At 48.7% G+C, this 22,990-nt stretch carries 24 protein-coding genes; 3 read left to right on the top strand and 21 right to left on the bottom strand.

Annotated elements, in window-relative coordinates; all coding sequences use genetic code 11:
* Both KNO91_RS00570 and KNO91_RS00565 read right to left on the bottom strand, forming a co-directional pair.
* Entirely contained in the window at positions 1-1,470 is a 1,470-nt protein-coding gene (locus KNO91_RS00570; RefSeq protein ID WP_214815575.1) for a catalase, read from the bottom strand.
* A gap of 83 nt (positions 1,471-1,553) precedes the next feature.
* Positions 1,554-2,150, bottom strand: a complete 597-nt coding sequence (locus tag KNO91_RS00565; protein WP_214789604.1) for a DUF2238 domain-containing protein — start codon at positions 2,148-2,150, stop codon at positions 1,554-1,556.
* 155 nt (positions 2,151-2,305) lie between these two features.
* On the opposite strand from KNO91_RS00565, the gene KNO91_RS00560 reads away from it, so the two are divergent.
* Positions 2,306-2,719 carry a VOC family protein gene (locus KNO91_RS00560; protein ID WP_214789606.1) on the top strand — a complete coding sequence of 138 codons (414 nt, stop codon included), beginning with the start codon at positions 2,306-2,308 and terminating at the stop codon, positions 2,717-2,719.
* A 40-nt stretch (positions 2,720-2,759) separates the two neighbouring features.
* On the opposite strand, the gene KNO91_RS00555 is transcribed toward KNO91_RS00560, so the two are convergent.
* The 11 genes from KNO91_RS00555 to KNO91_RS00505 form a co-directional block, all read right to left on the bottom strand.
* Positions 2,760-3,485, bottom strand: coding sequence for a class I SAM-dependent DNA methyltransferase (locus tag KNO91_RS00555; protein WP_214815572.1), 726 nt, complete (start codon positions 3,483-3,485; stop codon positions 2,760-2,762).
* On the bottom strand, positions 3,485-3,832 hold the full coding sequence (gene rsfS / locus KNO91_RS00550; RefSeq protein ID WP_214739453.1) for a ribosome silencing factor: 348 nt from the start codon (positions 3,830-3,832) through the stop codon (positions 3,485-3,487). Before rsfS ends, KNO91_RS00555 begins: the two co-directional genes overlap by 1 nt.
* 10 nt (positions 3,833-3,842) lie before the next feature.
* Positions 3,843-4,400: a bis(5'-nucleosyl)-tetraphosphatase (symmetrical) YqeK gene (yqeK, locus tag KNO91_RS00545; RefSeq protein WP_214815569.1), complete on the bottom strand. Its 558-nt coding sequence runs from the start codon at positions 4,398-4,400 to the stop codon at positions 3,843-3,845.
* Positions 4,390-4,959, bottom strand: coding sequence for a nicotinate-nucleotide adenylyltransferase (locus tag KNO91_RS00540; RefSeq protein WP_214815567.1), 570 nt, complete (start codon positions 4,957-4,959; stop codon positions 4,390-4,392). Before KNO91_RS00540 ends, yqeK begins: the two co-directional genes overlap by 11 nt.
* Positions 4,956-5,252 (bottom strand): ribosome assembly RNA-binding protein YhbY, encoded by a 297-nt coding sequence (gene yhbY, locus KNO91_RS00535; protein ID WP_214789614.1) that lies wholly within the window; start codon positions 5,250-5,252, stop codon positions 4,956-4,958. Before yhbY ends, KNO91_RS00540 begins: the two co-directional genes overlap by 4 nt.
* Positions 5,253-5,258: 6 nt before the next feature.
* A complete protein-coding gene (aroE, locus tag KNO91_RS00530) occupies positions 5,259-6,044 on the bottom strand; it encodes a shikimate dehydrogenase (RefSeq protein WP_214815564.1) in 786 nt (261 codons plus the stop codon).
* Positions 6,041-7,153: a ribosome biogenesis GTPase YqeH gene (gene yqeH, locus KNO91_RS00525; RefSeq protein WP_015880995.1), complete on the bottom strand. Its 1,113-nt coding sequence runs from the start codon at positions 7,151-7,153 to the stop codon at positions 6,041-6,043. Before yqeH ends, aroE begins: the two co-directional genes overlap by 4 nt.
* 133 nt (positions 7,154-7,286) lie before the next feature.
* Positions 7,287-7,913, bottom strand: coding sequence for a YqeG family HAD IIIA-type phosphatase (locus KNO91_RS00520; RefSeq protein WP_214789618.1), 627 nt, complete (start codon positions 7,911-7,913; stop codon positions 7,287-7,289).
* A 125-nt stretch (positions 7,914-8,038) separates the two neighbouring features.
* Positions 8,039-8,818 carry a phosphatidylserine decarboxylase gene (locus KNO91_RS00515; RefSeq protein WP_214789620.1) on the bottom strand — a complete coding sequence of 260 codons (780 nt, stop codon included), beginning with the start codon at positions 8,816-8,818 and terminating at the stop codon, positions 8,039-8,041.
* A complete protein-coding gene (locus KNO91_RS00510) occupies positions 8,815-9,237 on the bottom strand; it encodes a thioredoxin family protein (RefSeq protein WP_214696100.1) in 423 nt (140 codons plus the stop codon). Before KNO91_RS00510 ends, KNO91_RS00515 begins: the two co-directional genes overlap by 4 nt.
* Positions 9,238-9,313: 76 nt before the next feature.
* Positions 9,314-9,508, bottom strand: coding sequence for a YjzD family protein (locus KNO91_RS00505; protein ID WP_074032676.1), 195 nt, complete (start codon positions 9,506-9,508; stop codon positions 9,314-9,316).
* Between the two features lie 162 nt (positions 9,509-9,670).
* On the opposite strand from KNO91_RS00505, the gene KNO91_RS00500 reads away from it, so the two are divergent.
* Entirely contained in the window at positions 9,671-10,483 is an 813-nt protein-coding gene (locus KNO91_RS00500; protein ID WP_214789624.1) for a Cof-type HAD-IIB family hydrolase, read from the top strand.
* A gap of 52 nt (positions 10,484-10,535) precedes the next feature.
* On the opposite strand, the gene KNO91_RS00495 is transcribed toward KNO91_RS00500, so the two are convergent.
* From KNO91_RS00495 to KNO91_RS00460, 8 genes are all read right to left on the bottom strand, one after another.
* Positions 10,536-11,384, bottom strand: a complete 849-nt coding sequence (locus tag KNO91_RS00495) for a YitT family protein (protein WP_074032674.1) — start codon at positions 11,382-11,384, stop codon at positions 10,536-10,538.
* 146 nt (positions 11,385-11,530) lie between these two features.
* Positions 11,531-13,828, bottom strand: a complete 2,298-nt coding sequence (locus KNO91_RS00490) for a glycoside hydrolase family 65 protein (RefSeq protein WP_214815562.1) — start codon at positions 13,826-13,828, stop codon at positions 11,531-11,533.
* Positions 13,829-14,043: 215 nt separating this feature from the next.
* Positions 14,044-14,481 carry a YflT domain-containing protein gene (locus KNO91_RS00485; protein WP_251126493.1) on the bottom strand — a complete coding sequence of 146 codons (438 nt, stop codon included), beginning with the start codon at positions 14,479-14,481 and terminating at the stop codon, positions 14,044-14,046.
* Between the two features lie 86 nt (positions 14,482-14,567).
* The gene (locus KNO91_RS00480; protein WP_214789630.1) at positions 14,568-15,626 is read right to left on the bottom strand and encodes a LacI family DNA-binding transcriptional regulator; all 1,059 of its coding nucleotides are present in this window, start codon (positions 15,624-15,626) and stop codon (positions 14,568-14,570) included.
* Between the two features lie 55 nt (positions 15,627-15,681).
* Positions 15,682-17,184 (bottom strand): alpha-amylase family glycosyl hydrolase, encoded by a 1,503-nt coding sequence (locus KNO91_RS00475; RefSeq protein WP_214794473.1) that lies wholly within the window; start codon positions 17,182-17,184, stop codon positions 15,682-15,684.
* Between the two features lie 23 nt (positions 17,185-17,207).
* Complete coding sequence (locus KNO91_RS00470; RefSeq protein WP_214696113.1) at positions 17,208-18,041, bottom strand: sugar ABC transporter permease; 834 nt, start codon at positions 18,039-18,041, stop codon at positions 17,208-17,210.
* 1 nt (position 18,042) lies between these two features.
* Positions 18,043-19,395 carry a sugar ABC transporter permease gene (locus tag KNO91_RS00465; RefSeq protein WP_074032667.1) on the bottom strand — a complete coding sequence of 451 codons (1,353 nt, stop codon included), beginning with the start codon at positions 19,393-19,395 and terminating at the stop codon, positions 18,043-18,045.
* A gap of 105 nt (positions 19,396-19,500) precedes the next feature.
* On the bottom strand, positions 19,501-20,766 hold the full coding sequence (locus KNO91_RS00460) for an extracellular solute-binding protein (protein WP_214815559.1): 1,266 nt from the start codon (positions 20,764-20,766) through the stop codon (positions 19,501-19,503).
* A 371-nt stretch (positions 20,767-21,137) separates the two neighbouring features.
* Here KNO91_RS00460 and KNO91_RS00455 point away from each other — a divergent pair, with 371 nt between their 5' ends.
* Positions 21,138-22,922, top strand: coding sequence for a glycoside hydrolase family 13 protein (locus tag KNO91_RS00455; protein ID WP_214794475.1), 1,785 nt, complete (start codon positions 21,138-21,140; stop codon positions 22,920-22,922).
* The last annotated feature ends 68 nt before the right edge of the window (positions 22,923-22,990 follow it).

The raw sequence follows: 22,990 nt of genomic DNA, 5'->3' as shown, positions 1-22,990 counted from the left end.
TTAGTTCGACATTTGGTTCAAGAATGGTGCGAGATCAACGTTCAACTCGTTTGAGAGACGCTCCCCGAGTTCGCGGTCTGCACGATAGAAGTTACAGATCAAGAGGAGAACCGTCTTCTCATGACGAACTTCTTTGATGTGCGCAACGAGGTTACGGATGAGCGCGTCCTTCTCTTCCTGAGAATAACGACGATACACCTCTCCAGCCTGACCAAAATCGTTTGTCTTCTCAATCTTCTGACGTCCCGTCACACCTGTGATCGGTTGCGGCGTCTCAATGTAATCCGCATTCGGCTTCGGTGCATCTTCATAGCGGTTCGGCTCGTAGTTGACTGGGCTCGTCTGTTGCTTGAACGGCATCGCTCCGTCACGCTGGTTGTTCGCAACTTGGGCAAACGGACAGTTGATCGGAAGTTGAAGGTAGTTCGGTCCGATACGGTGACGTTGCGTATCCGAATACGAGAAGAGACGTCCTTGAAGCATCTTGTCTTCCGACGGCTGAATTCCTGGGACGAGAACACCCGGGTTAAAGCCGACAGACTCTGTCTCGGCGAAGAAGTTATCGACATTCTTGTTGAGCGTCATCGTTCCGACCAATTGGTACGGGATGACGTCTTCGAACCAATCTTTCGTCGCATCGAGCGGGTCAAAGTCAAAGTTGTCCATGTCCGCCGGATCTAAAATCTGTACGTACAGATCCCATTCCGGATAGTCTCCATTTTCAATCGCGTTGAACAAATCACGTGTTGCGTGGTTGAAGTCTTCCGCTTGAATTTTCGCAACTTCTTCCATCGATAAGTTTTGAACACCTTGCTTCGGTACCCAGCGCATCTTTATGTACACCGTGTTTCCAAATTCATTCACCCATTTGAAAGAATGGACGGATGACCCGCGCATATGGCGATACGATGCCGGGATACCTTCATCACTGAACAAATGAAGAAGCATGTTCGTCGATTCTGGCGTGAGTGACATGAAGTCGAAGAAGCGGTCTGGGTCCTGAAGGTTCGTTTGTGGATCCGGTTTGAGCGAGTGAATCACGTCCGGGAATTTAATCGCGTCACGGATGAAGAACACTGGTAAGTTGTTTCCAACGAAATCATAGTTCCCTTCTTCCGTGTAAAACTTGACGGCGAAACCACGAGGGTCACGAAGCGTCTCTGGTGAACCTAAACCGTGGATGACGGTCGAGAAACGCGCAAACACAGGCGTCTCTTGCCCCTCTTCTTGCAAGAATGCTGCTTTTGTATATCGTTTCATACTATTTTTTACAGTGAAGACACCATGCGCCCCTGCCCCTCTCGCGTGAACGACACGTTCTGGTACACGTTCACGATCGAAATGCGCTAATTTCTCAATTAGTTGGTAGTCTTCGAGAAGCGTCGGGCCCCGACGACCCGCAGTGATGGAGTTGGCGTTATCCCCGATTGGTGCGCCTTGGTTAGTAGTTAGTTGACGATGTTGATCCATATGATTGCCTCCCATTATTTATAATCATTACAATCTTGATATTAATAAAACATTAGAATGATTACAAATAAAAAGCTCGTGAATCACGAACTTTTTTTCATGTGTCTCTTTTGTTTGGATTTTTCACGTTGATGAAGGGTGACGACGAAAAATGCGGCGAGCACTCCTCCGAGTGAACCGGCGATGATGTCGACCATTGTATCGTCGTTCCCGTTCCCTTGCATCGTCGTGTTCAAAACGACATCAGATGTGAATTCATACATCTCCCAAAGCGCCGCTCCTGCCATTGAGAAGACGACGATATAGACGAATAAAAATCGTTTCGGAATCTCGGTCCGAATGTCGTCATCGAGCCGGGAGAAGAAGTCGAACCCTAAGAATGCAAGAAAGATACCACTCAAGAGATGAAGGAACGTGTCCCACCAGCCGTTTCCGTACAATCCGACGATGGACCCTAAATACTGTGAGGCAAACAAGAACAGGATATATGCTACCTTCATCTTGCTATCGAGTTCTGTTTTAAACGTCTTTTCAATGAAAAACGGGATGAGACCTGAGATGATGCCTGCCCCCGCCACACTCGCGTCGAACCATGATTCTTCAATGATCGATGTGACAAGCATGACCGCCATGAATAAGACGAATCCGAACTCAAGGATGCGTCCTTTCGTAAGCTTCATGATACTTCGCCTTCTTTCATTTAATTTATTCTCTATAATCTCTATTCCCGACTCTCAATCGTGTTCAACCTACACAATGGAAATTCGATAACTCGATTGCATTAAACGAACATATGTTCTATAATTAATATTATGAATTCGAGGAGGAACTTGCTATGCCGATCAATCCGTATCTCAACTTTAACGGGAATTGCCGCGACGCCGTGAACTTCTATGCCAATGTGTTTAATCATGCCACTCCAGACATCATGACGTTCGGTGACCAACCCGGTCCAGATGGTCAACCGGTCCCGAGTGAAATGGCTGATCTCGTGTTGCATACCCGACTATCGATTCACGGCTCATCGCTCATGTTCTCTGATGCCATGCCTGACGGACCGGTCAACTTTGGCGATAACGTCACGCTCGCCGTCGTCACGGATGACCTTGATGCCATCCATCGCGAGTTCGATGCACTAGCCGTGAACGGACGTGTCTTGATGCCGCTCCAAGAAACGTTTTGGAGCAAGGCATACGGTATGCTCGAAGACCAGTTCGGTGTCCAGTGGCAGTTCAGCCACGAAGCGTAACGACAAAAAATCCCCGATTCGTCAAGAATCGGGGATTTGCTTATTTCTGGGCTACGAAGAAGATACGCTCGGCATCCGCTCCCGGTGCATGTTCGGTAAAATCAGATGTGACCGATTTGACGTGGAACCCGGCACCGATCAACCATTGCATGTACTGCCCTGGTTCATACGTCCGTTGTTCGTGCGTCTCCTCGATCCGTTCGTACGTCCCGTCTTCAAGCGCGACGAAGAACGTCAAATCATGAACGACCGAAAGCGGAGCTTCTCCCGGATCGGCAAACCAGATATATGAGCAGTCTTCCTCGTTTGACGCGTACGTCTTTTGGTTGAAGAGCGTCTGCATCTTATTCGGGGCATGGACATCAAAGATGAACAGCCCACCTGGTTTGAGTTGGTTGTAGACGGATTCGAACGTGTCAATCACGTCTGCCTCATCCTGAAGATAGCAAAGTGAGTCACAGAGGATCGTCACCGCATCGACCGGTTCCGGTAGTTCCAACTCACGCATATCTTGTTCCCAAAGCGGCAACTCGATTTCTGCTTCAAGTGCCTTTTCTTGTGCGACTTCGAGCATCGACTCCGATAAGTCGATCCCCATGACGTCGTAATGTTCGGCGAGGCGGATCGTCGCCGACCCTGTCCCGCATCCGACATCCGCGAGTGTCGCGCCATCTTCGACGTGACGACGCACGAAAGCGACCCACTCATCATACGGCGCGTCTTTCATCAACTCGTCGTATACATAGGCGAATCCTTCGTATGCCATTAGCCGACTTCCACTTCGACGTGCGGCGCGTCAGCCCACAATTTCTCTAGGTTGTAGTAATCACGGTCGTCGCGGTGGAAAATGTGGACAACGACGTTCTCAAGGTCAGCAAGTACCCAACGCGCTGTATCCATTCCTTCGAACTTATGGAGTGGCAAGTTGTTTTCGCCAGCGACGTCTTTGATTTCACGCGCGATCGCTTCAACTTGTTTCTCCGAGTTCCCGTGACAGATGACGAAATAATCCGCAATCGGCGAGATACCTTCCATGTCGAGTACGACGATTTCCTCGGCACGTTTATCGTCAGCCGCTTTTACAATCAATTCTAATTCTTCTCTTGCAGTCATATTGACCCTCCTAAGGTGTATTCACAAAATCATTATACGTATCAATCGTCAGTGGAAAAATCCGCACCGACTTCTTCAATAAAAATTCAATCGTTTGGCGCAGTGTTGCGACAACCGCCGCTTCGAGCGATTGAGCTGCTTCTGCTCGCAGGCGATCAACTCCCGGGTAATTCCGATTCGGTTCGATGGCATCGGCCACGAATAGGATTTGATCGAGACGAGACATCCCCGGCTCTCCCGTCGTATGGTTCCGAATCGCAGAGAGCACCGCTTCATCGAGGTCGTATTGACGAGCCAGAAAGACGGCTCCGACCGGCGCATGCAACAACTCGTCCCCGTATTCAAGAAGAGCTGAATCCAGCCCTTCTTCGATGACGACTTGACGCATTTCCTCGGTGTCAACATATTTTGCATAGTCGTGAAGCATTGCAGCCAGACGGGCCTGTTCGACGTTCTCGCCGTACTGAATCGCCATACGCTCCGCTGTCTCGACGACACCAAGCGTATGGATATAGCGTTTTTCCGGTAGCGTTCGTTTAATCAACTCGTGCGCTTCTTCAAACGTCATATAGCTTATGCTCCTTCACATACGTCTCGACCAAAGTCGGGACCAGATATTTGATGGACTTGCCACGCTTCTCCCGCTCCCGGATATCAGTAGACGAAATCTCAAGTTGGGGCATGTCAATCGGTCGAACGTCAGCCTTCTCCGGAATCAAGTAACGTGTCCCGGGTCGGGCGACCGCACCGAACGTGACGAGACCGATGAGCGTCTCATAGTCGTACCACGATTCGAGCGAGACGAGCGAATCCGCTCCAATCAAGAAGTAGAACGTATCGTCTGGATGCCGTTCAATCAACCGCTTCATCGTCTCTACCGTGTAAGACGGTTCACTCCGTTCAAACTCAATCAGGTTCAATTTGAAGTCTGATTGACCTTGAATGGCACGACGTGTCATCTCGATTCGATGGTCTGCCGAGCTGAATCCGACTTTATGTGGCGGAATCGCGGCCGGTAAAAACCAGACTTCATCGAGTTCAAGCTGTTCGCGAGCTTGTTCGGCAATCAATAGATGACCGAGATGCGGCGGGTCGAACGTGCCCCCCATCAAACCGATGCGGCTCATGGGAGTTTGATTTGGCGATTTTCTTTCTCAGTCGCCTCTTTGTATAAGACGATGACTTTACCAATAACTTGAACAACCTCAGCTCGTGTACCTTCTGACAACTCACCGGCCACGTCTTTTGGCGTGTCCATGCAGTTTTGAAGTACTTGAACTTTGATCAATTCGCGTTTCTCGAGTGCGTCCACGATATCTTTACACATCGCTTCGCTGACCCCATTCTTCCCAACTTGATAGATTGGTGAGAGATGGTGCGCTTCTGCGCGTAAAAAGCGTTTTTGTTTACCTGATAGCATAGTATATTATTCCTCCAATAATCCTTCGATTAACTTTTTTCCGATGGTTTCGTCCGGTTTCACGCCCGTCCATTTCTCGAACGAGAGCGCGCCCTGACCGACGAACATGGCAACACCTGTCACAATTCTTGCTCCGCGACGTTTCGCTTCTTGAAGCATCGGGGTGACAAGTGGACGATATATGATATCACAAACGACCGTGTTTTGTCGTAATCCTTCTAATGAAAGTGGTGTCGATCTCTCGTCCATCCCGACAGAAGTGGTCTGAATGATGACGTCATAGCGTGAGATGTCGACCTCGTCGAACGTCGTATAGGTAACGCCGAACGTGTTGGCGAGCTCTTTTGCCCGTTCAACTGTCCGATTGACGATTGATACCTGACGCGTCGGTAACACCTGCACGATTCCACGTGCGGCACCGCCAGCACCGATGACAAGAACGTTCCCTGACCAATCCGTGAACGGCATCAATGCTTGGACGAGCCCGGCACCGTCTGTATTCGTTCCGACGAGGCGTCCGTCCCGCTTATACACCGTGTTGACGGCACCGGCCATCTTGGCAGCCTCGTCGAGCTCGTCGACATAACGAACGACCGCTTCTTTGTATGGGATCGTTACGTTGAACCCGTCCCATTCGCCTTCCCGCATCGCTTCGAACAGGCGAGGCAGGTCGGTCTCCATCGCGTCAATGGCCTCATAACGCCCGAAAAGCCCAGACGCCCTCAACCACTGCTCGTGCAGTTGGGGAGAGAGCGAATGAGCAATCGGGTGGCCGATGACAGCCAGATTCATACGAGCGCCTCGCGGAGTGTGACAGCGACGCCTTTCGGAGCCCAAGCCGCAATGCGACCGCCTTTACCGTGAATCGCGACCCATCCGAGACCGCTAAACACGATGTCTGTCTTCACACCGTCTCGTAAACTGAATTCGTGGCGTACGAGTGGTGGTAAGATTTCGAGCGTCTTCTCGTTCGGAGGATTGAGCATCTTCCCAATATGCTGGTCATAGAGCTCATCCGCGCGTTCGAGTTTCGTACGGTGTGCTTTCAACTCATTCGACATATAGATGACGAACGAACGTTTATTGCCTTCCAAGTAATCCAAGCGTGCCAAGCCGCCAAAGTAAAGCGTCTGTTGCGGGTTCAATTGGAACACGTGTGGCTTGATTTCTTTTTTCGGCGTGATCGTCTTCAAATCTTTCGCATCGACATAGTGTGCCATTTGATGACGGTTGATGATTCCTGGTGTATCGTACAAGTTCGCATCATCATCGAGCGGAATGTCGATCAAGTCAAGCGTCGTTCCCGGGAAATGACTGACGGTGATGATGGCTTCATCCTCTTCACCGAAACGTTTGATCACCTGGTTGATGAGTGTCGACTTCCCGACGTTCGTACAACCGACGACAAAGACGTCTTTGCCTTTTCGATAATATTCAATCTTTTCAGCGAGTTCGTCGATCCCATGCCCTTTTTTCGCACTGATCAAATGGACGTCGATCGGGTTCAAGCCGAGTTCTTTTGCTTCAGCCTTCATCCAGTTCGCCATCCGGTTCGGGTTGACGGATTTCGGCAACAAGTCCACCTTGTTCCCGACTAATAGGACCGGGTTCGAGCCGACAGAACGTTGAAGTCCCGGGAGCCAGCTGCCATTGAAGTCGAAAATGTCGACAATCTTAATGACGAGCGCCTCTTTTGAACTGATTCCGTTCAAGATACGTAAGAAGTCATCATCAGATAACTCTACGTCTTGGACTTGGTTATAGTGCTTCAATTTGAAGCAACGTTGGCAAATGACAATTTCTCGGTCAAGTGCCGATTTCGGTGCGTAGCCGACCCCGTTCGGGTCTTCCGTTTGGATGGCTACACCGCACCCAGCGCAATATCGTTTGGTTTCTTCCATAGTTGTACTTATTGCCGTTTAGGTTTCCCCTTCTTCATTCGCCGTAGCACCTCGCTGCTACTCCTGAAGCGTTAATTCCGACGCCTTGGTCGCCGTACATGGGCAGCCTCCTTCTTCCTGTGCGTTCGAGGTCTTATTCATCTTTTTTATGTGAATCTTCGGAACGTGAATGCATCGCCTCGCCAATTTTTTCAGCGACTGCGACTTTCGCCCGCTGTGCATCCACAGCAAGCTCTTCCACTTTTTTCGTGATCAATACATACTTCCCGCGACGCTTCATGTGCGCGAAGACAACCTTCTCAAGCATCCGGTTGAATTTCGTGACGAGTCCGTCCGTCTTGACGACCGGTTGTACGTGGATGACGTGGATACCGGCCATATTCGCACCGAGCACGTCCGTGAACAGCTGATCTCCTAAGAAGATGGCTTCTTTCGGCGAATAGCCGTATTTCGAGAGCGCTGCTTTGAAACCAGAAGGTAACGGCTTCTTGGCACGAGCGACATAATGAAGGCCAAGCGGCTCCGTAAACGTTCGTACACGGTTCTCGTTATTATTTGATACGACAATCACATCGAAACCGTATGATTTCACTTTTTCAAGCCACATCAATAAAAGTTCAGGCGCATGCGGGACGTCCCAGGCCACGAGTGTATTATCAAGGTCGGTCAAAATGACGCGTACCCCACGGTCTTTCAATTCTTGTAAGTCGATGTCAAACACAGTCGCGACGAACTGTTTCGGATAAAGTCGATTAAACACGTAAAATTCCTCCAATTAGCTAAACGATTCAACTACTTATACAAGTATTGATATCCCTTCTATGGTAAACGAAAACCGACCAAACGACTAGTCTATCGTTCGGTCGGAAGAAAATTGATACAAAATTAGTTGGTTTTGATCGTTCCGATGACGTCACCGAGTCGAACCGGACCCATTTTTTCACGGTCCATTTGAATCGTATCCTTCTCAAAACAAAGGACGACAGTAGAACCGAATGAAAAGTATCCCACTTCTTGCCCTTTATCGGCTTGATCGCCATCGAGCGTCCACTCGATCGTGTTCACGTTCAAGGCACCGACCATGATATGTTCATACGTTCCAGCCGGGCTGTCAAAGCGTGTCACACGACGGTAGTTGCGAGAGAGCGGTCTCACGGTCTCCGTCAACCCAATCTCGTTTACTGGAGCCGAGCGGTCCCCCAGTTCATAGTGACTGAGCACACGCCCCGAAAGCGGCGTATGGACCCGGTGATAATCGCGTGGGCTGAGGTAAAGGACGACGACCGTCCCGTCAGCGTAGCGTCTCGCTTCTTGTTGAGAACCGAGCAACTCCGCAAGCGTGTAAGACTGTCCTTTTACTTCAAAGCGACTATCTTCCGTAATCGATTCGATGACCGAGAGTTTCCCGTCACATGGTGAGACGAGTGTGTCGGCTGATTCATCAATCGTACGTGCCCCCGGTTTTAGGTGACGCGTGAAAAATGCATGAAGTGACGGATAGGCGTGAAGCGGCTGTTCCGCTTCCTCCACCGCAATGTCGTACACTTTGGCAAACGACGGAACCAAGTGTCGACTAACGCTCGACTCCGCGAAGCGTTTGAGGCGCGTGGCAATCCAAGGCGAGGCGTTCAACTCAAATAACGTTTGATAAAAACGACGCTTCATTCCTCTTTTGCCTCCTCATTCTTAAAGAACGTCTCGTATTGTTGTTCAGAGACAGCACCTTCAATGCGACCGACTTCTTTTCCATCTTCGAATCGGATGATGGTCGGTGTTCCGTTGATGCCGTATGTTTCCCATACGTTATGGTCTGCCAAGTTGATCGATACCGCATCATATTCTTCGATGAGCGGTTCGACATATGGTTTTACTTGCTCACAATATTCACAGCCTGTTTGCCAGAAGTAAGCGACGACCTCGCCGTCCTGGTCTAACTGTTGCTGTAATTCATCTGCAGTAACGGCATTGACGCCTTCTTCTTCATTCGCTCCGTTTAAAAAGAACAACAGACCGATCCCGATGACGATAATCGCTCCGATGATGGCGAACGTAATAAAATTCGCGCGTTTTTCAGGGTTTTTCATATGCATGATCCTCCTCTTATTGTTAGATAAAGAAAAAAGACTGACTCATGCACGAGTCAGTTTGATTGTAGACGGCTTACTTCTCTTGTGCAACGTCGCTGATTCCCATGTCTTGGTTTAAGACATCGAGAAGCGCAACGAAGATTGTGATGGCCACGCCAAATCCTGTCGCGAGCATCGCGTTGAACTCTACACCATCAACAGCAGAAATGATAAACACCGCTGTATTTGAGAGCACAATCGCCCAGATCAATGTCACTAAATAACGCATTGAACGTCCCCTCCATCTCACAGATGATTCGTAAAAATTCATACGACATTAGTATAGCATTGTTCGAATGGAATATGCGACTTCGATTGTATATTCTTTCCGTCAAATCAAAAAATGTGATACGGTCGTAGAAACATCATTGTGAAGAAAAGAGGATGACTGATGTCACGTTATTTAATCGCAGTTGATTTAGATGGAACGTTATTAAGAGATGATAAAACCATTAGTGAACGAAATCTCCGTGCCCTTCAAGCGGCACGTGAAGCTGGTCATGAAGTCATGATCGCGACAGGGCGTCCAAAGCGCCATTCCATCATGTACTATGAGCAGATGGGCTTGACGACACCGCTCGTCAACTTTAACGGTGCCCTCGTGCATCACCCGAAAGATGCGAATTACGCGGTCACACATCGCCCGATTCCACTCAAGACCGCACACGATATCATTGAAGAGGTCGCCGACACGAAAGCACATAACATCGTCGTCGAAGTGACGGACCACGTTTACTTCCAAAAGGACCCGCAAGAGTTCTACAGCCCGTATGCAGAACGTGCGCTCAGCGTCACGTCGGGTAACTTGTTGACGCATCTGCAAGATGAGCCGACATCCCTGTTGATTCATGCAACAAAAGATCATGTGGCGCACGTCCGCTCCCAACTCGACGACATTCATGCCGAGGCGGTATTGAATCGTCAGTGGCGTATGCCCGAGCACATGATCGAGGTCATGAGCAAAAATACGTCGAAGGCACTCGGACTCCAGGAAGTCTCGAAGCATTTGAACATCGATCGGAAGCAGATCATCGCGTTCGGTGATGAAGAGAACGACCTCGAGATGCTCGACTATGTCGGGACGGGCGTCGCGATGGGGAATGCCATCGACCAACTGAAAAACGTAGCCAACGAAGTGACGGCTTCGAACATGGACGACGGGATTGCCCTCTTCCTAGAAGAACGACTTGGAATCAAGGTATAAGGTATAACGAAAGCACCGACTAAAAAGTCGGTGCTTTTTGTGATTTATTCAATTAGCGACGGAACGTACCTTCTACGTCCTCTGTCGGCAAGATATTGATCCAAACCGATGGGTCTGCATCTTTACAGATCCGTGTGATTTCACGCACCTCGTGTCGTTGCGCGACCATCATGAGCGTCGCCTTCTCGACTTTCGAGTATGTGCCGATCGCAGGCATGAGCGTGATTCCGCGGAACACGTGTTGATGCAATTCTTTCGTGACTTCATCCGGATGGTTCGTCACGATGAAGAGCGTCTGACGCTGCGTATTCGTGTAAATCTCATCGATTACTTTTGATGTCACATATAAGAAGACGATTGTGTAGAGCGCTGTCGGCCATCCGAACAAGGCACCTGCTGCGAGCGCGATCATCATGTTCATCAAGAAGAGGTAGACACCGACCGAGTTGTTCGTGAACTTCGCGAGAATCAACGCGACGATGTCAAAGCCTCCTGTCGAGGCCCCGTAACGAATCGTAATCCCTGATCCGATCGCCAAAAGCACACCGCCGAACACAGCGTTCAAGAGCGGGTCGTCCGAGAGGAGCTGCGATTGCGGAAGCATACGAATGAACAACGTGACCGAGGCGACACTGACAAGCGTATGGATCATCATATTCCGCCCGAGCATAAAATAACTAACGACGAGCAGTGGTGCGTTCAGAATAAAGAACCAGAGTCCTTCCCCTAGTTCAAACGGTGTACCAGCAAGTAGTGCCGTCAAGATTTGGGCAAGGCCCGTAAATCCTGTCGAATAGACACCGGCTGGAATTAAAAATAATGTCATGGATAAGGCAACGAACAATCCTCCGATGATCGAGACAACCCCGATTCGTGTATGTTCTTTAACGGCTTCCGTCAAGCTTCAACTCCCCTTTCTCAAAATAGCTAAGAATCAAGATAACATAGATTATTCATGCTGCATACAGCAAATATGCAGGAATTCCGATAAGTTTTTCATACGAAAACAAGCCGACTGAGGTCGGCTTGTTCGTACGAAGCAATTGGTCACGCTTTCACTGTTTCGATTGTAATCGATTCATTTGCAGGAACCGTTACTGCATTTCCATACACATGAAGTGTTACATCTGTACCACCTGTTTGTTTGATCGTCACTTGTTCACGCGATGATGTGACCGTCAAGTGATGACCACGCCAGAGCATGTTGAACGAGTAGCCGTTCCAGTCCTTCGGAATCATCGGGCTGAACGAGAGGTTATCCTCTTGAATACGCATACCCGCGAACCCGTGAACGATTGACATCCAAGACCCGACCATCGATGTGATGTGCAAGCCGTCTTCTGTATCGTTGTTGTAGTTGTCGAGGTCGAGTCGTGCCGAACGTTGATACAATTCGACCGCCTTATCCTCATAACCGACTTCTGCCGCAATGATTGAATAGACACATGGTGATAAGCTCGACTCATGAACCGTGCGTGGCTCATAGAAATCAAAGTTCGCACGTTTCTGCTCGATGGTGAAGCGATCACCGAACGTGTAGAGTCCTTGAAGTACGTCCGCTTGTTTGATGAAGTTCGAGCGGAGAATACGATCCCACGACCAGTTTTGGTTAAGTGGAAGATGTTTTGGATCGAGATCCTTCACTAAGATTTGTTCTTTATCCATGAAGCCATCCTGTTGCATAAAGACATCTGGCACGAGGTCATCTTTTGGATAGTACATCTTCGTCTGGATATCTGCCCACTTCGCGAGTTCAGAGTCCGTGATGCCGAGTGTCGACACGAGCTCTTCGAGACGTGCAGGCTCCGCTTCTTTCAAGTAGTTGTACACTTCTTGCGTATATTCGAGCGTCCACGCAGCGATCAAGTTCGTGTACCAGTTGTTGTTCACGTTGTTGTCGTATTCGTTCGGACCTGTGACGCCTAGGATCATATACACGTCTTTGTGTGGTACAAAGTTGACGCGGCTAGCCCAGTAACGCGAGATCTCGACCAATACTTCAAGCCCGTATTGTCCAAGGTACGACTTGTCGCCTGTGAAGTTCGTGTAGTTGAAGATGGCATGAGCAATCGCACCATTACGGTGAATCTCTTCATGCGTGATTTCCCACTCGTTGTGGCACTCTTCCCCGTTCATCGTGACCATCGGGTAAAGCGCACCTTCCATACCGACATTCTTCACAGCATTTTCTTTTGCCTGTGGTAACTGGTTGTGACGGTATTTGAGCAAGTTCCATGAGACCTCTGGTTTGGTCGTCGCCAAATAGAAGTGGAGGCAGTATGCTTCTGTATCCCAATACGTCGCACCACCATATTTCTCTCCCGTGAACCCTTTCGGTCCGATGTTGAGGCGTGAATCTTCGCCCGTGTACGTTTGGTACATGTTGAAGATGTTGAAACGAATCCCTTGTTGTGCTTCGATATCTCCATCGATTCGAACGTCCGCATCTTCCCAGCGTGCGAGCCATGCTTCCGTCTGTTCAGCGAGAAGCGTTTCGAAGCCTTTCTCAAATGCCGCTTCGACTCGTGTCATCCCTGCAGACTGAAGGTCGTCAATCGCGTGGTCGCGGTTCGTCACGACAGATACATATTTATAGGCTGTCGCTGTTTCGCCGGCAGTCGCACTGACCGTGAATTTGTTCGCTACGAAGAGGTCTGTCGCTTCGAGAACTTCGCAACGAGCACCTTCTACATCGGCAATCATCGACGCCGTGACGTGCCAATCGAGTTTTTTCGTCTTCGTTGTCACGAAACCAAATCGTTCTTCGATGCCGCTGTCAACCGGGAGCCAGAACTTCTCGTCATAGTTCGAATCTTCGTTGACGACATCGCCGTCTAAGTATGGAGTGAATTCGATTTTCGCTTCGTAGTTCACCGGTGTGACATTGTAACGAATCGCCAATACTTCTTTGTCAACGATCGAGAAGAAACGGACGACCTCTACTTTTGTCTCTTCTGTACCATTCATCAATGTGAACGTCCGTGTGAGGACACCACGCTGCATATCCAATTCACGTGTAAAATCTTTCACGTCCCATTTCGCCAAATCGACGGGTGTACCGTTGATGATGACACGTAGACCGATGACGTTTGTCGCATTCAATACTTTGGCAAAGTATTCAGGATATCCGTTCTTCCACCAACCGACACGTGTTTTGTCTGGGTAATAGACGCCCGCCACATAGAATCCTTGGTGCGTATCATTCGAGTAATCTTCCTCAAAATTCCCTCGCATCCCCATGTGCCCGTTACCGAGCGATGTGATCGATTCAGCAAGACGGTTTTCTTTCGGGTGAAGACCTTCTTCTGTTACTTTCCATTCATCGACTGCAAACAATCGTTTCATCTGTCTGCCACTCCTTTTTCTCTACAAGGCTACCTTCGACGGACAACAAGTTCGTGCAACCGTTTGTCTATGAAAGCGCTGTATTTAATCTCACCTTTCATTTTACACAACTGAAGAAAGAATGCAATCGTTTGCATAAAACTTTTTCTTTCTTTTTTTCGTCACATTTTTAGACAAAAAAGACTGCCTCTTGCAGAGTCAGTCTCATCCAAACTTCACTTATGCTTTTTTTCGCCCTCACCGAACGCCGCATTCGCCTCATGACCTTCGAATAGAGCGCTCCGACCATCATTGAACCCCGTATCTGGTTCATCAATCACGAGCGCATATCCACCTTGTTTAATCTGTTCGTGTGCCTGATTCACCTCATCATCTGAAATGCCTAAGTCACTGAGCGCTTGTTTCATATCTTTACCTTGTGTATCGTCTTGAAGATTGTCTAACCAAGACGTGTCACCGTTTTCCACGCTTACGTTCGTCTCGTGTTTGAGCACGTGGACAGCGTCTTCTTGTTCGGTCACGACATATAATTCTCCTTCATCATAACCGTTTTGATTCAATTCATCGATTTTAGAAAGCAGGCTTTCTTTCGTATCATATGTTCCAACAAATCGTCTCCGACTCATCTCAATCCATCCTTTCGATTTATCCATTCGTGAGTGATGTTCCCCACTTCAAAATGATTCAATCAATCGGATATGCAAAAAACGACCTCGCTCTCGCGAGATCGTCTAAACAATCAGGAATTCGATTCTAATGTCTCGGTTACCTTGCTCTTCTTCTGGCCACACGATTGGCGGACGACCAAATAGTGCGGGACGATGACGCGCTTCCCGTAAGGTGGCGCATTATCGCTAATTTGTTCAATCAAGCAGTTCGTCGCCTCAAAACCGAGACCGAAAATGTTGATTTCGACCGATGTGAGTGGCGGATTCGAGTGCTCCGCAATATAGACGTTGTTAAAACTGACGACGGCTACGTCCTCTGGGATTTTGAGCCCCATCTCACTCAATGTACTGATGACACCGAGTGCCATCATGTCATCACTGACGACGACCGCGGTTGGCGGCTCTTCATTTTGAAGCAACTCACGAACGGCCTTCGCCCCGCCTTTTGTCATGAATTCAGCCCGTGCGATATAGTCTTCACTTACTGGAATGCCAGCCTCCATGAGAGCCGTCGCGTATCCGTTACGGCGATCTTGCGTCACAGCGAGTTTGTCCGATCCCCCGATGAAGGCAATGCGACGGTGACCTAGATTATAGAGGTGCTTCGTCACTTCACGACCTGCCAAATAGTTGTCCGTATCGACGTACGTAATCGAAGAAGCGTCCCCGAACGGCTTCCCGACCACGACGAACGGAAACTTCGTTTGTCGTAAGTATTGGACGACTTGGTCGTCTTCACGTGAATAGAGGACGATGACACCGTCGACGCGGCGTCCTTGTACCATCTCGATGACACCCGACAACACTTCTTCCTCTGTCACACCGGTCGTCATATAGAGTGAATAACCATTTTGGTGCGCTTTCGTGCTGATTCCTCGTAGCACTTCTGGGAAGAATGGGTTTTGGAGAGTCTTTGTCGCCGCGCTCGGCATGACGAGACCAATCGACTGTGTCGAGCGGTTGGCGAGACTTCTCGCATGAATGTTTGGATGATAACCGAGCTCTTCCATCGAGCTTCTGACCCGTTCTTTTGTCTTTTGACTGATTCTTGGGCTGTTGGCGATGACGCGAGATACCGTCGACGGCGCGACGTTCGCATGCTTCGCAACATCTTTAATTGTGATTTGCATGGTGTTCCCCCCTGCTTCCGTGAATTCAATTCGTGCCTTTCGGCCATTCATATCTTTATTTGCGGCGCTTCCACATGACCAAACCTGTCAAGAAAATCGGAATCGTGACAACGAGTAAGCCCATCATCCACGGATTTACCGATGATTCCTCGACGATGTAAGCGTTCGCACTTTCACCAGATAGTTCAATTGTAAACGTTCCGCGTTGATCTGTGACCAGTTGTGAGAATAATAGACCGCGAAGTCTTGTATCTTCCCCGATTTCACTGACCTCGATCTTAATCTCTCGATCCTCACTGTTCATGTTGATCGCATATAATGCGACGTCATCTCCGTCTTTACGCTCAAAGACGGCCATCCCGTCTTCCGATGCAATCATGCGCTGTTCACCTGTCGCAAAGACCGGGTACTCCTCACGCATGCGGTTCATCGTTGCGACGTATTCATGTAACTCTTCATTTCCCGGGAATTCAGTCATCACTCGGTTCGCAGGATCGGCCCCGCCCGTCTGAGCATTCTCTGTTCCCTGGAAAACGATCGGCATACCCGGTGACGCATAAAGCGCGAACAACCCGAGGCGTAACCGTCGTTCCGCTGATTCCACACCACCGAGTTCGGCCATATGCATGAACCGTTCGACATCATGGTTATCGAGGAACGTCGCCATCTGGTTCGGGTCGTTGAAGAACGTTTCGGCATAGCTTGCGGCAACATCGATTTCATCAACGTTCGCCTGCTGTTGCGTCATCGTTTTCGAGACACGATCATAAAATGTAAAGTTCGTGATACTGTTGAACCCGAGGTCGTCATACTGCGCGACGTATTGTGGGTCCGGGTCAAACACTTCGGCGAGTAAGTAAAAGTCCGGGTCTACCGACCGAACACCTTCGACAAAGTCTTTCCAGAACGCCTTATCGACGTGACGGACTGTGTCGAGGCGATAGCCATCGATGTCGGTTTCTTCAATCCAATACTTTGCCGCATCAATCAAATACGATTTGACTTCCGGGTCTTCTGTTTTGAAGTCCGGTAAATCGAACAACCAATGCGTCTCGACCTGTTCTTGATCTTTCCAGAATACGATCGGCAGCTGTTCATGGAACCATTCCGGCTTTTCTTCCACCCACGGATGGTTTGGACCGACGTGGTTGACGACGAAGTCGAGAATAACTTTCATGTCTCGTTTGTGTGCCTCGTCGACGAGTTCCTGCAAATCCTCTTTCGTCCCGAATTGCGGGTCGATGTTATAAAAATCTTTAATCCAATACCCGTGATAGCCGTCTGGCATATTTTCAAAAACAGGTGTCAACCAAATCGATGTGAATCCGAGTGACTCGATATAATCGAGCTTCTCGATGACCCCACGGATGTCTCCGCCATGAAATGCTTTCGGGTCATCTTTGTCGACCTGCTCATTGTTATCCGGATTTCCGTCAACAAATCGGTCGACCATAATAAAATACATGCGTTCTTGTTCCCAAGTAGCAGCTTCCTTTGCACCGACGACGGTCGGAAACAAAAGAAGCGACAGGAGCACGAGCACGACGCCTCGCCTCATATCGCTTCCTCCTTTTACGAGTATTATCCTTTCGTACCACCCGCTGTAAGGCCAGAAACGAAGTAGCGTTGGAACATGAAGAACAAGATGACGATCGGAAGGGCTGAAAGAACCGCACCTGCCGCGAACAACGTGAAGTTGTTATCGAACTGTTTCGAAATCATGTTGTAAAGACCAACTGCCAATGTTTGTTTCTCTGGTGAACGAAGGACGAGCGATGCCAAGATAAAGTCGTTGAATGGTCCCATGAAGTTAAAGAGAGCAATCGTTGCGACAATCGGCTTCGCAAGTGGCAAAATGATTTGCCAGAAGATTCGGAGGTGACCTGCACCATCCATTCGAGCAGCTTCGTCAAGTTCTTTAGGAATCGTGTCGAAGTACCCTTTCGCCAAGTACGTGTTCATCGGAATCGCACCACCCGCATAGAGCAAGATGAGCGCTGTATGTGTGTCAAGAAGGCCGAGCATGTTGAGCAATACATAAATCGCGATGATCGCAACGAACTGTGGCACCATTTGAAGGACGAGGAACAAGACGAGTGAGTTCTTCCGTCCGACGAAACGATAGCGTGAGAAGACGTAACCAGTAATCGTCACCAAGACGACAGAGAGTGCCATCGTGATGAAAGCGATTTTCAACGTGTTCACATACCATAAACTATAATCCGAAATCGTTAGGTCGAACAAGTTTTTATAGTGAATAAACGTCGGGTTCGCTGGAATAATCGTTGACGTGATCGTACGCCCTGGGTTGAACGATGTACCGACAACCCAAAGCATCGGATAGAGAATGATGATCGACGCAAGCGTCAAGATGACATACGAGATCGCCAAATTGATTCGTTTTTGTTTTTTCATATCAGATCATATCCTCGTCTTTGAAAGATTTTGTCCGACGGAATTGGATCACGGCAAGCGTCATGATGAAGAATGACAAGATAAGTGTGATCGCAGCCGCAAGTCCGTATTGCGGGTTGGCACCGAGAGACAATTTGTAAATCCAAGAAATCAAGATGTCGGTACCGCCGGCCGTTTGTCCAGGTACAGCAGGGCCACCGCCATTAAAGAGATAGATGATGTTAAAGTTGTTGAAGTTGAACGTGAACTGCGTGATCAAGATCGGTGCTGTTGCGAACAAGAGCATCGGCAATGTGATCAAGCGGAACTTATCAAAGATGGTTGCTCCGTCAATCGTCGCTGCTTCATATAAGTCACCAGGAATCGATTGAAGAACCCCTGTCATGAGCGTCATGATGAACGGGAATCCGAGCCACCATTGAATGAGAACGAGTGCTGTTCGTGTTGCTGTCGGATCGGTCATCCAGTTGACTGGGTCAAGACCGAGTGCCGGTAAAATCGTCGTATTGAACACCCCGAACGATTCGTTGAACATCGAACGGAAGATCAAGATCGTGATGAATGCCGGAACTGCCCAAGACAAAATTAAGATTGAGCGGAACAAGCGACGGAAACGTAGACCCTCTTGGTTCAAGAGCACCGCAAGGAAGATCCCGATTGCGATGACCCCTGTCGTTGAAGCGACCGTCCAGACAAGCGTCCAGCCGAGTACCCCGACGAACGTGTCACGGAAGATATCGATTTCAAAAATACGCGTGAAGTTCTCGAATCCGACCCATTCGACGAGTTTCGCTGGTGGTGCGTTGTTGTAGCGATAGTTCGTGAAGGCGATCAAGAACGTGAAGATCAATGGAAGAATAACTGTAAACACTAACAAAATGAGTGATGGGATTAACATTAAGTATGGGAATCCATGGTCACGCAAGTTGCGAAGTTGCATTTGGAACGATGGAAGGTTTAGATGCTGATCACGAGCGCGACCGACACGATAGGCGTCACGAATGTTCCAAACATAGAACGCGATTCCGAAGAAAAGTAAAATTAACGCGACAATCCCCTCGACCATCAAGAAGATGGAGTGGTCGTTACGAGGTCCTGGCACTTCACCAAGCGTGATCAATCCCCAAAGTCCTCCACGGTCACCTGGTCCGGCGCCCGCCCCTTTGAAAAATAGATCATAGTTTACGGCAAAATATGATACGACGACGATAAAGAACGCTACCGCTTTCGCGTATTGTTTATTGTATAACTGTCCGAGTCCCGGAATGATGGAAAGTAGTCCCGCGTTCCGAGCATGGTTTGTAGGCTTGTCCGGGCGTTGGTCCGGTGTTTTAGGGTTCGCAATTGCAGCCATCCTCAGTTTCTCCTTTCGATTTGAGCAAATCAATCAAGCAAACGTTTGCTCAATGCTAGAAAATGAGGGGGAACGCCATATGGCGCACCCCGTCATTTCAATTCCTTATTGGTTGTTTGCTTGGATTTGTTGTTCGATGACTTTCACTGCATCGTCTGCAGATTTTTGTGCATCTTGTTTACCAGTCGCTACAAGCTGAAGTGCTTGTGCCATTGGCTCCCAAACTTGTCCCATTTCAGGAATGTTCGGCATTGGGATTGCGTTTGTTGCTTGATCGAATACCGCTTTCGCAACTTCGTTCGACGTGATTGTCTCGTTCGACTCGAGTGCTGCTACTGGTGGGATCTCGTTGTAAGCTTCAAACATTGCCAATGCGTTTTCTTCATTCGTCAACTCTTGAAGGAACATTTCAGCCCACTCTTGGTTTTCTGTGTAAGCTGAAAGGGCATATGTTTTCACACCCATGAACGTCTTGATTGGCTCACCGTTCGGAAGTGTTGGCATTGGAGCCGCTCCGAGGTTCACGCCTGCATCTGTATAACCAGCTACAGCCCAAGGTCCGTTCATGACTGAATGAGCTTTCTTCTCAGTGAAGAGTTGGTCCATCGCCTGGCCGCCAGACTCACCGATCAATCCTTTAGGGAAGAGGCCTTCTTCGTACCATTTACCGATGTATTCGAATCCTTCAACTGCACCTTCGTTGTTCAAACCGATGTCAGATGGGTCGAGTGCGCCACCGTCTTCTTTGAACACGTATCCGCCGAATCCAGCGACAACACCGTGTGCGAAGTAGAAGTTATCCCAAAGTGCGAGGAATCCATACTCACCATCAGCTTTCACATCGTTTGACAACTTGTAAAGGTCGTCCATAGATGCTGGAGCTTCAGACATCAAGTCTTTGTTGTACATGAGAACTGGTGTCTCAACTGATTTAGGATATCCGTAAGCTTGACCATCGAACATAACAGCTGATTTCGCAGCGTCTGTGAATGCATCAAGTGATCCTTCGTCAGCGATCGGAGCCAAGTGACCTTGGTCAGCGATTGTACCAATTTGGTCGTGTGGTACGAGAACGATGTCTGGACCTTTACCAGCTGGACCGTCAAGTGCGAGCTTGTCTTTTTGATCCGTCATCTGTACTTCAACGACTTCAACTTTTACGCCATGCTCTTCTTCGAACGCCTTCGCAACTTCTTTCGTTGTTTCAGACTTTTCGATGTCTTCCCAGATGACGATCTTTTCAGGTTTGTTCTCGCTTGAAGAACCACCTTCGTTAGAAGATCCGTTGTCTGTTCCGCCACCACATGCAGCAAGTGCACCGAATGCGAATACTGCTGTTGAAAGTCCTGCTACCATTTTTTTCATCTTCATGATGAAAAACCTCCCCAAGGAAATAGTATGGTCAGATTTGCGCAATCGCACGACCACGTCAATTTTAAAACTCCGCTACGAAATTGACACGGTAGTGAAAACGTTTGCATCCTCACCTCAATTTTTATTATACAGTTGTGAAAGCGTTTTACAAGTCTTTTTTTACACTTTTTTTACGTCTGTTGACCCATTTATGTAATTTATAAAATTTTGTTCTTAATTCCTCACTTTTTATGAGTTTCAGCAATTGACAAAATGTAAACGCTTTATTAACCTTTGCTTGAGCAAACGTTTTCGCAACACCTATTCTCTTTGATTCACAGTGTTGTAAAATGATGTCATCCCCTATAAAAGAAAGGAATGTTTTCCTTATGATGAAAGAAGCGATTTATCATCGTGCCATGTCCCCGTTCGTTTACAAATATGATCGTGAGACGATCCACATTCGTTTCCATACGAAGCGTGGCGATATCGAATCGGTCGATTTGATTTGGAACGACCCATACGATTGGCATTCTGAAGACCCGGCGATGTGGAACTTTGATCCGGACAAACCGAGTTACTGGCGTACATACGAGACTCCAATGGAGAAAATCGGTTTTGACGACGCCTATGACTACTGGTTTATTGCAGTTAAGCCTCCATTCCGTCGCCTTCGCTACGGATTCCGTCTGAATGACGGACAAGAGACGGCCGTCTATACCGAAAAAGGATGGTTCGAGGAAAAACCACTCGATGATACGGGCTATTACTTCTGCGTCCCGTTCATCAATCCCGTTGATATCTTCCATGCACCTTCTTGGGTGAAAGATACGGTTTGGTATCAAATCTTCCCGGACCGCTTCGCAAATGGAGATGCTTCACTCAATCCAGAAGGCACGCTTCCATGGAACTCGACAGAGCCAACGATCACCAACTTCTTCGGTGGCGATTTCCAAGGGGTGATCGACCATATTGACCACTTAGTCGAGCTCGGCATTACCGGAGTCTATTTCTGTCCAATCTTTAAAGCGACGACGAACCATAAGTACGACACGCTCGACTATATGGAAATCGATCCACAGTTCGGGACGAAAGAGAAGTTCAAAGAGATGGTCGACCTCTTACACGACAATGGCATCAAAGTGATGCTCGACGCCGTCTTCAACCATATCGGATACCATCACCCGTGGTTCCAAGATGTCGTCGAGAACGGTCCGTCTTCTGAGTACCGCGACTGGTTCTATCTTCGCGACTTCCCGGTTGTCACAGAACCGAAGCCGAACTATGATACGTTCGCGTTCGAGAAGAACATGCCGAAGATTAATACGGAGCATCCAGAATTAAAAGCTTACTTATTAGATGTTGCCCGTTACTGGGTCGAAGAGTTCGGGATCGACGGGTGGCGTCTTGACGTCGCCAACGAAGTCGACCATGCGTTCTGGCGTGACTTCCGCAAGGCAGTTAAACAAGCGAACCCAGAAGCTTATATCCTCGGGGAAATCTGGCACGATTCGCAGCCTTGGCTACAAGGTGACCAGTTCGACGCTGTTATGAACTACCCGTTCACGAACGCGAGCTTGAACTATTTTGCGCTCGACCGGACGACCGCTTCTGAGTTCCGTAATGAATTGACGCGTGTCGAGATGATGAACACGATGAACGTCAACGAAGTCACGTTCAACTTGATTGACTCACACGACACACCACGTGCGTTGACTCGGGCGAAAGGTCATAAAGGAAAGTTCAAGCTTTTGATGACCTCGATGCTCACATATACTGGTAGCCCATGCATTTACTACGGAGACGAAATCGGACTCGAAGGCGAACAAGACCCAGGATGCCGTCGCTGTATGCCATGGGACGAATCCGTTGAAGACCGGAACCTCTTCCGCTACATCCAAAAGCTTATCCAGCTACGAAAAGACCATCCCGTGCTCGCGAACGCTGGCTCGTATCGTTTCAACTTGGTTGACGATGCCAACAACGCCGTCATCATCGAGCGATGCACGAAAGATGAGACGTACTTGGTCTACTTCAACAACTCGGACTCCACTTCGAAACTAAGTCCGCTCGGTTATCGTGGCGCCGCCTATGATTTGTTACACGACCGCAATCTCGAGTCACTCGAAATCGAACTGGCACCATTTAGTGCAGCTATTCTGAAATTGAAATAATTTCGAAAATCACCTGATTTCTTCGGGTGATTTTTTTGTTGAAAATAATTTAGCAAACCCCCTATCTT

It is taken from the genome of Exiguobacterium sp. s59 (assembly GCF_018617475.1).
Lineage (GTDB): Bacteria > Bacillota > Bacilli > Exiguobacteriales > Exiguobacteriaceae > Exiguobacterium > Exiguobacterium aestuarii.
Note: the sequence above shows the minus strand (reverse complement) of the source record. Positions and strands in the feature narration are given on the sequence as shown.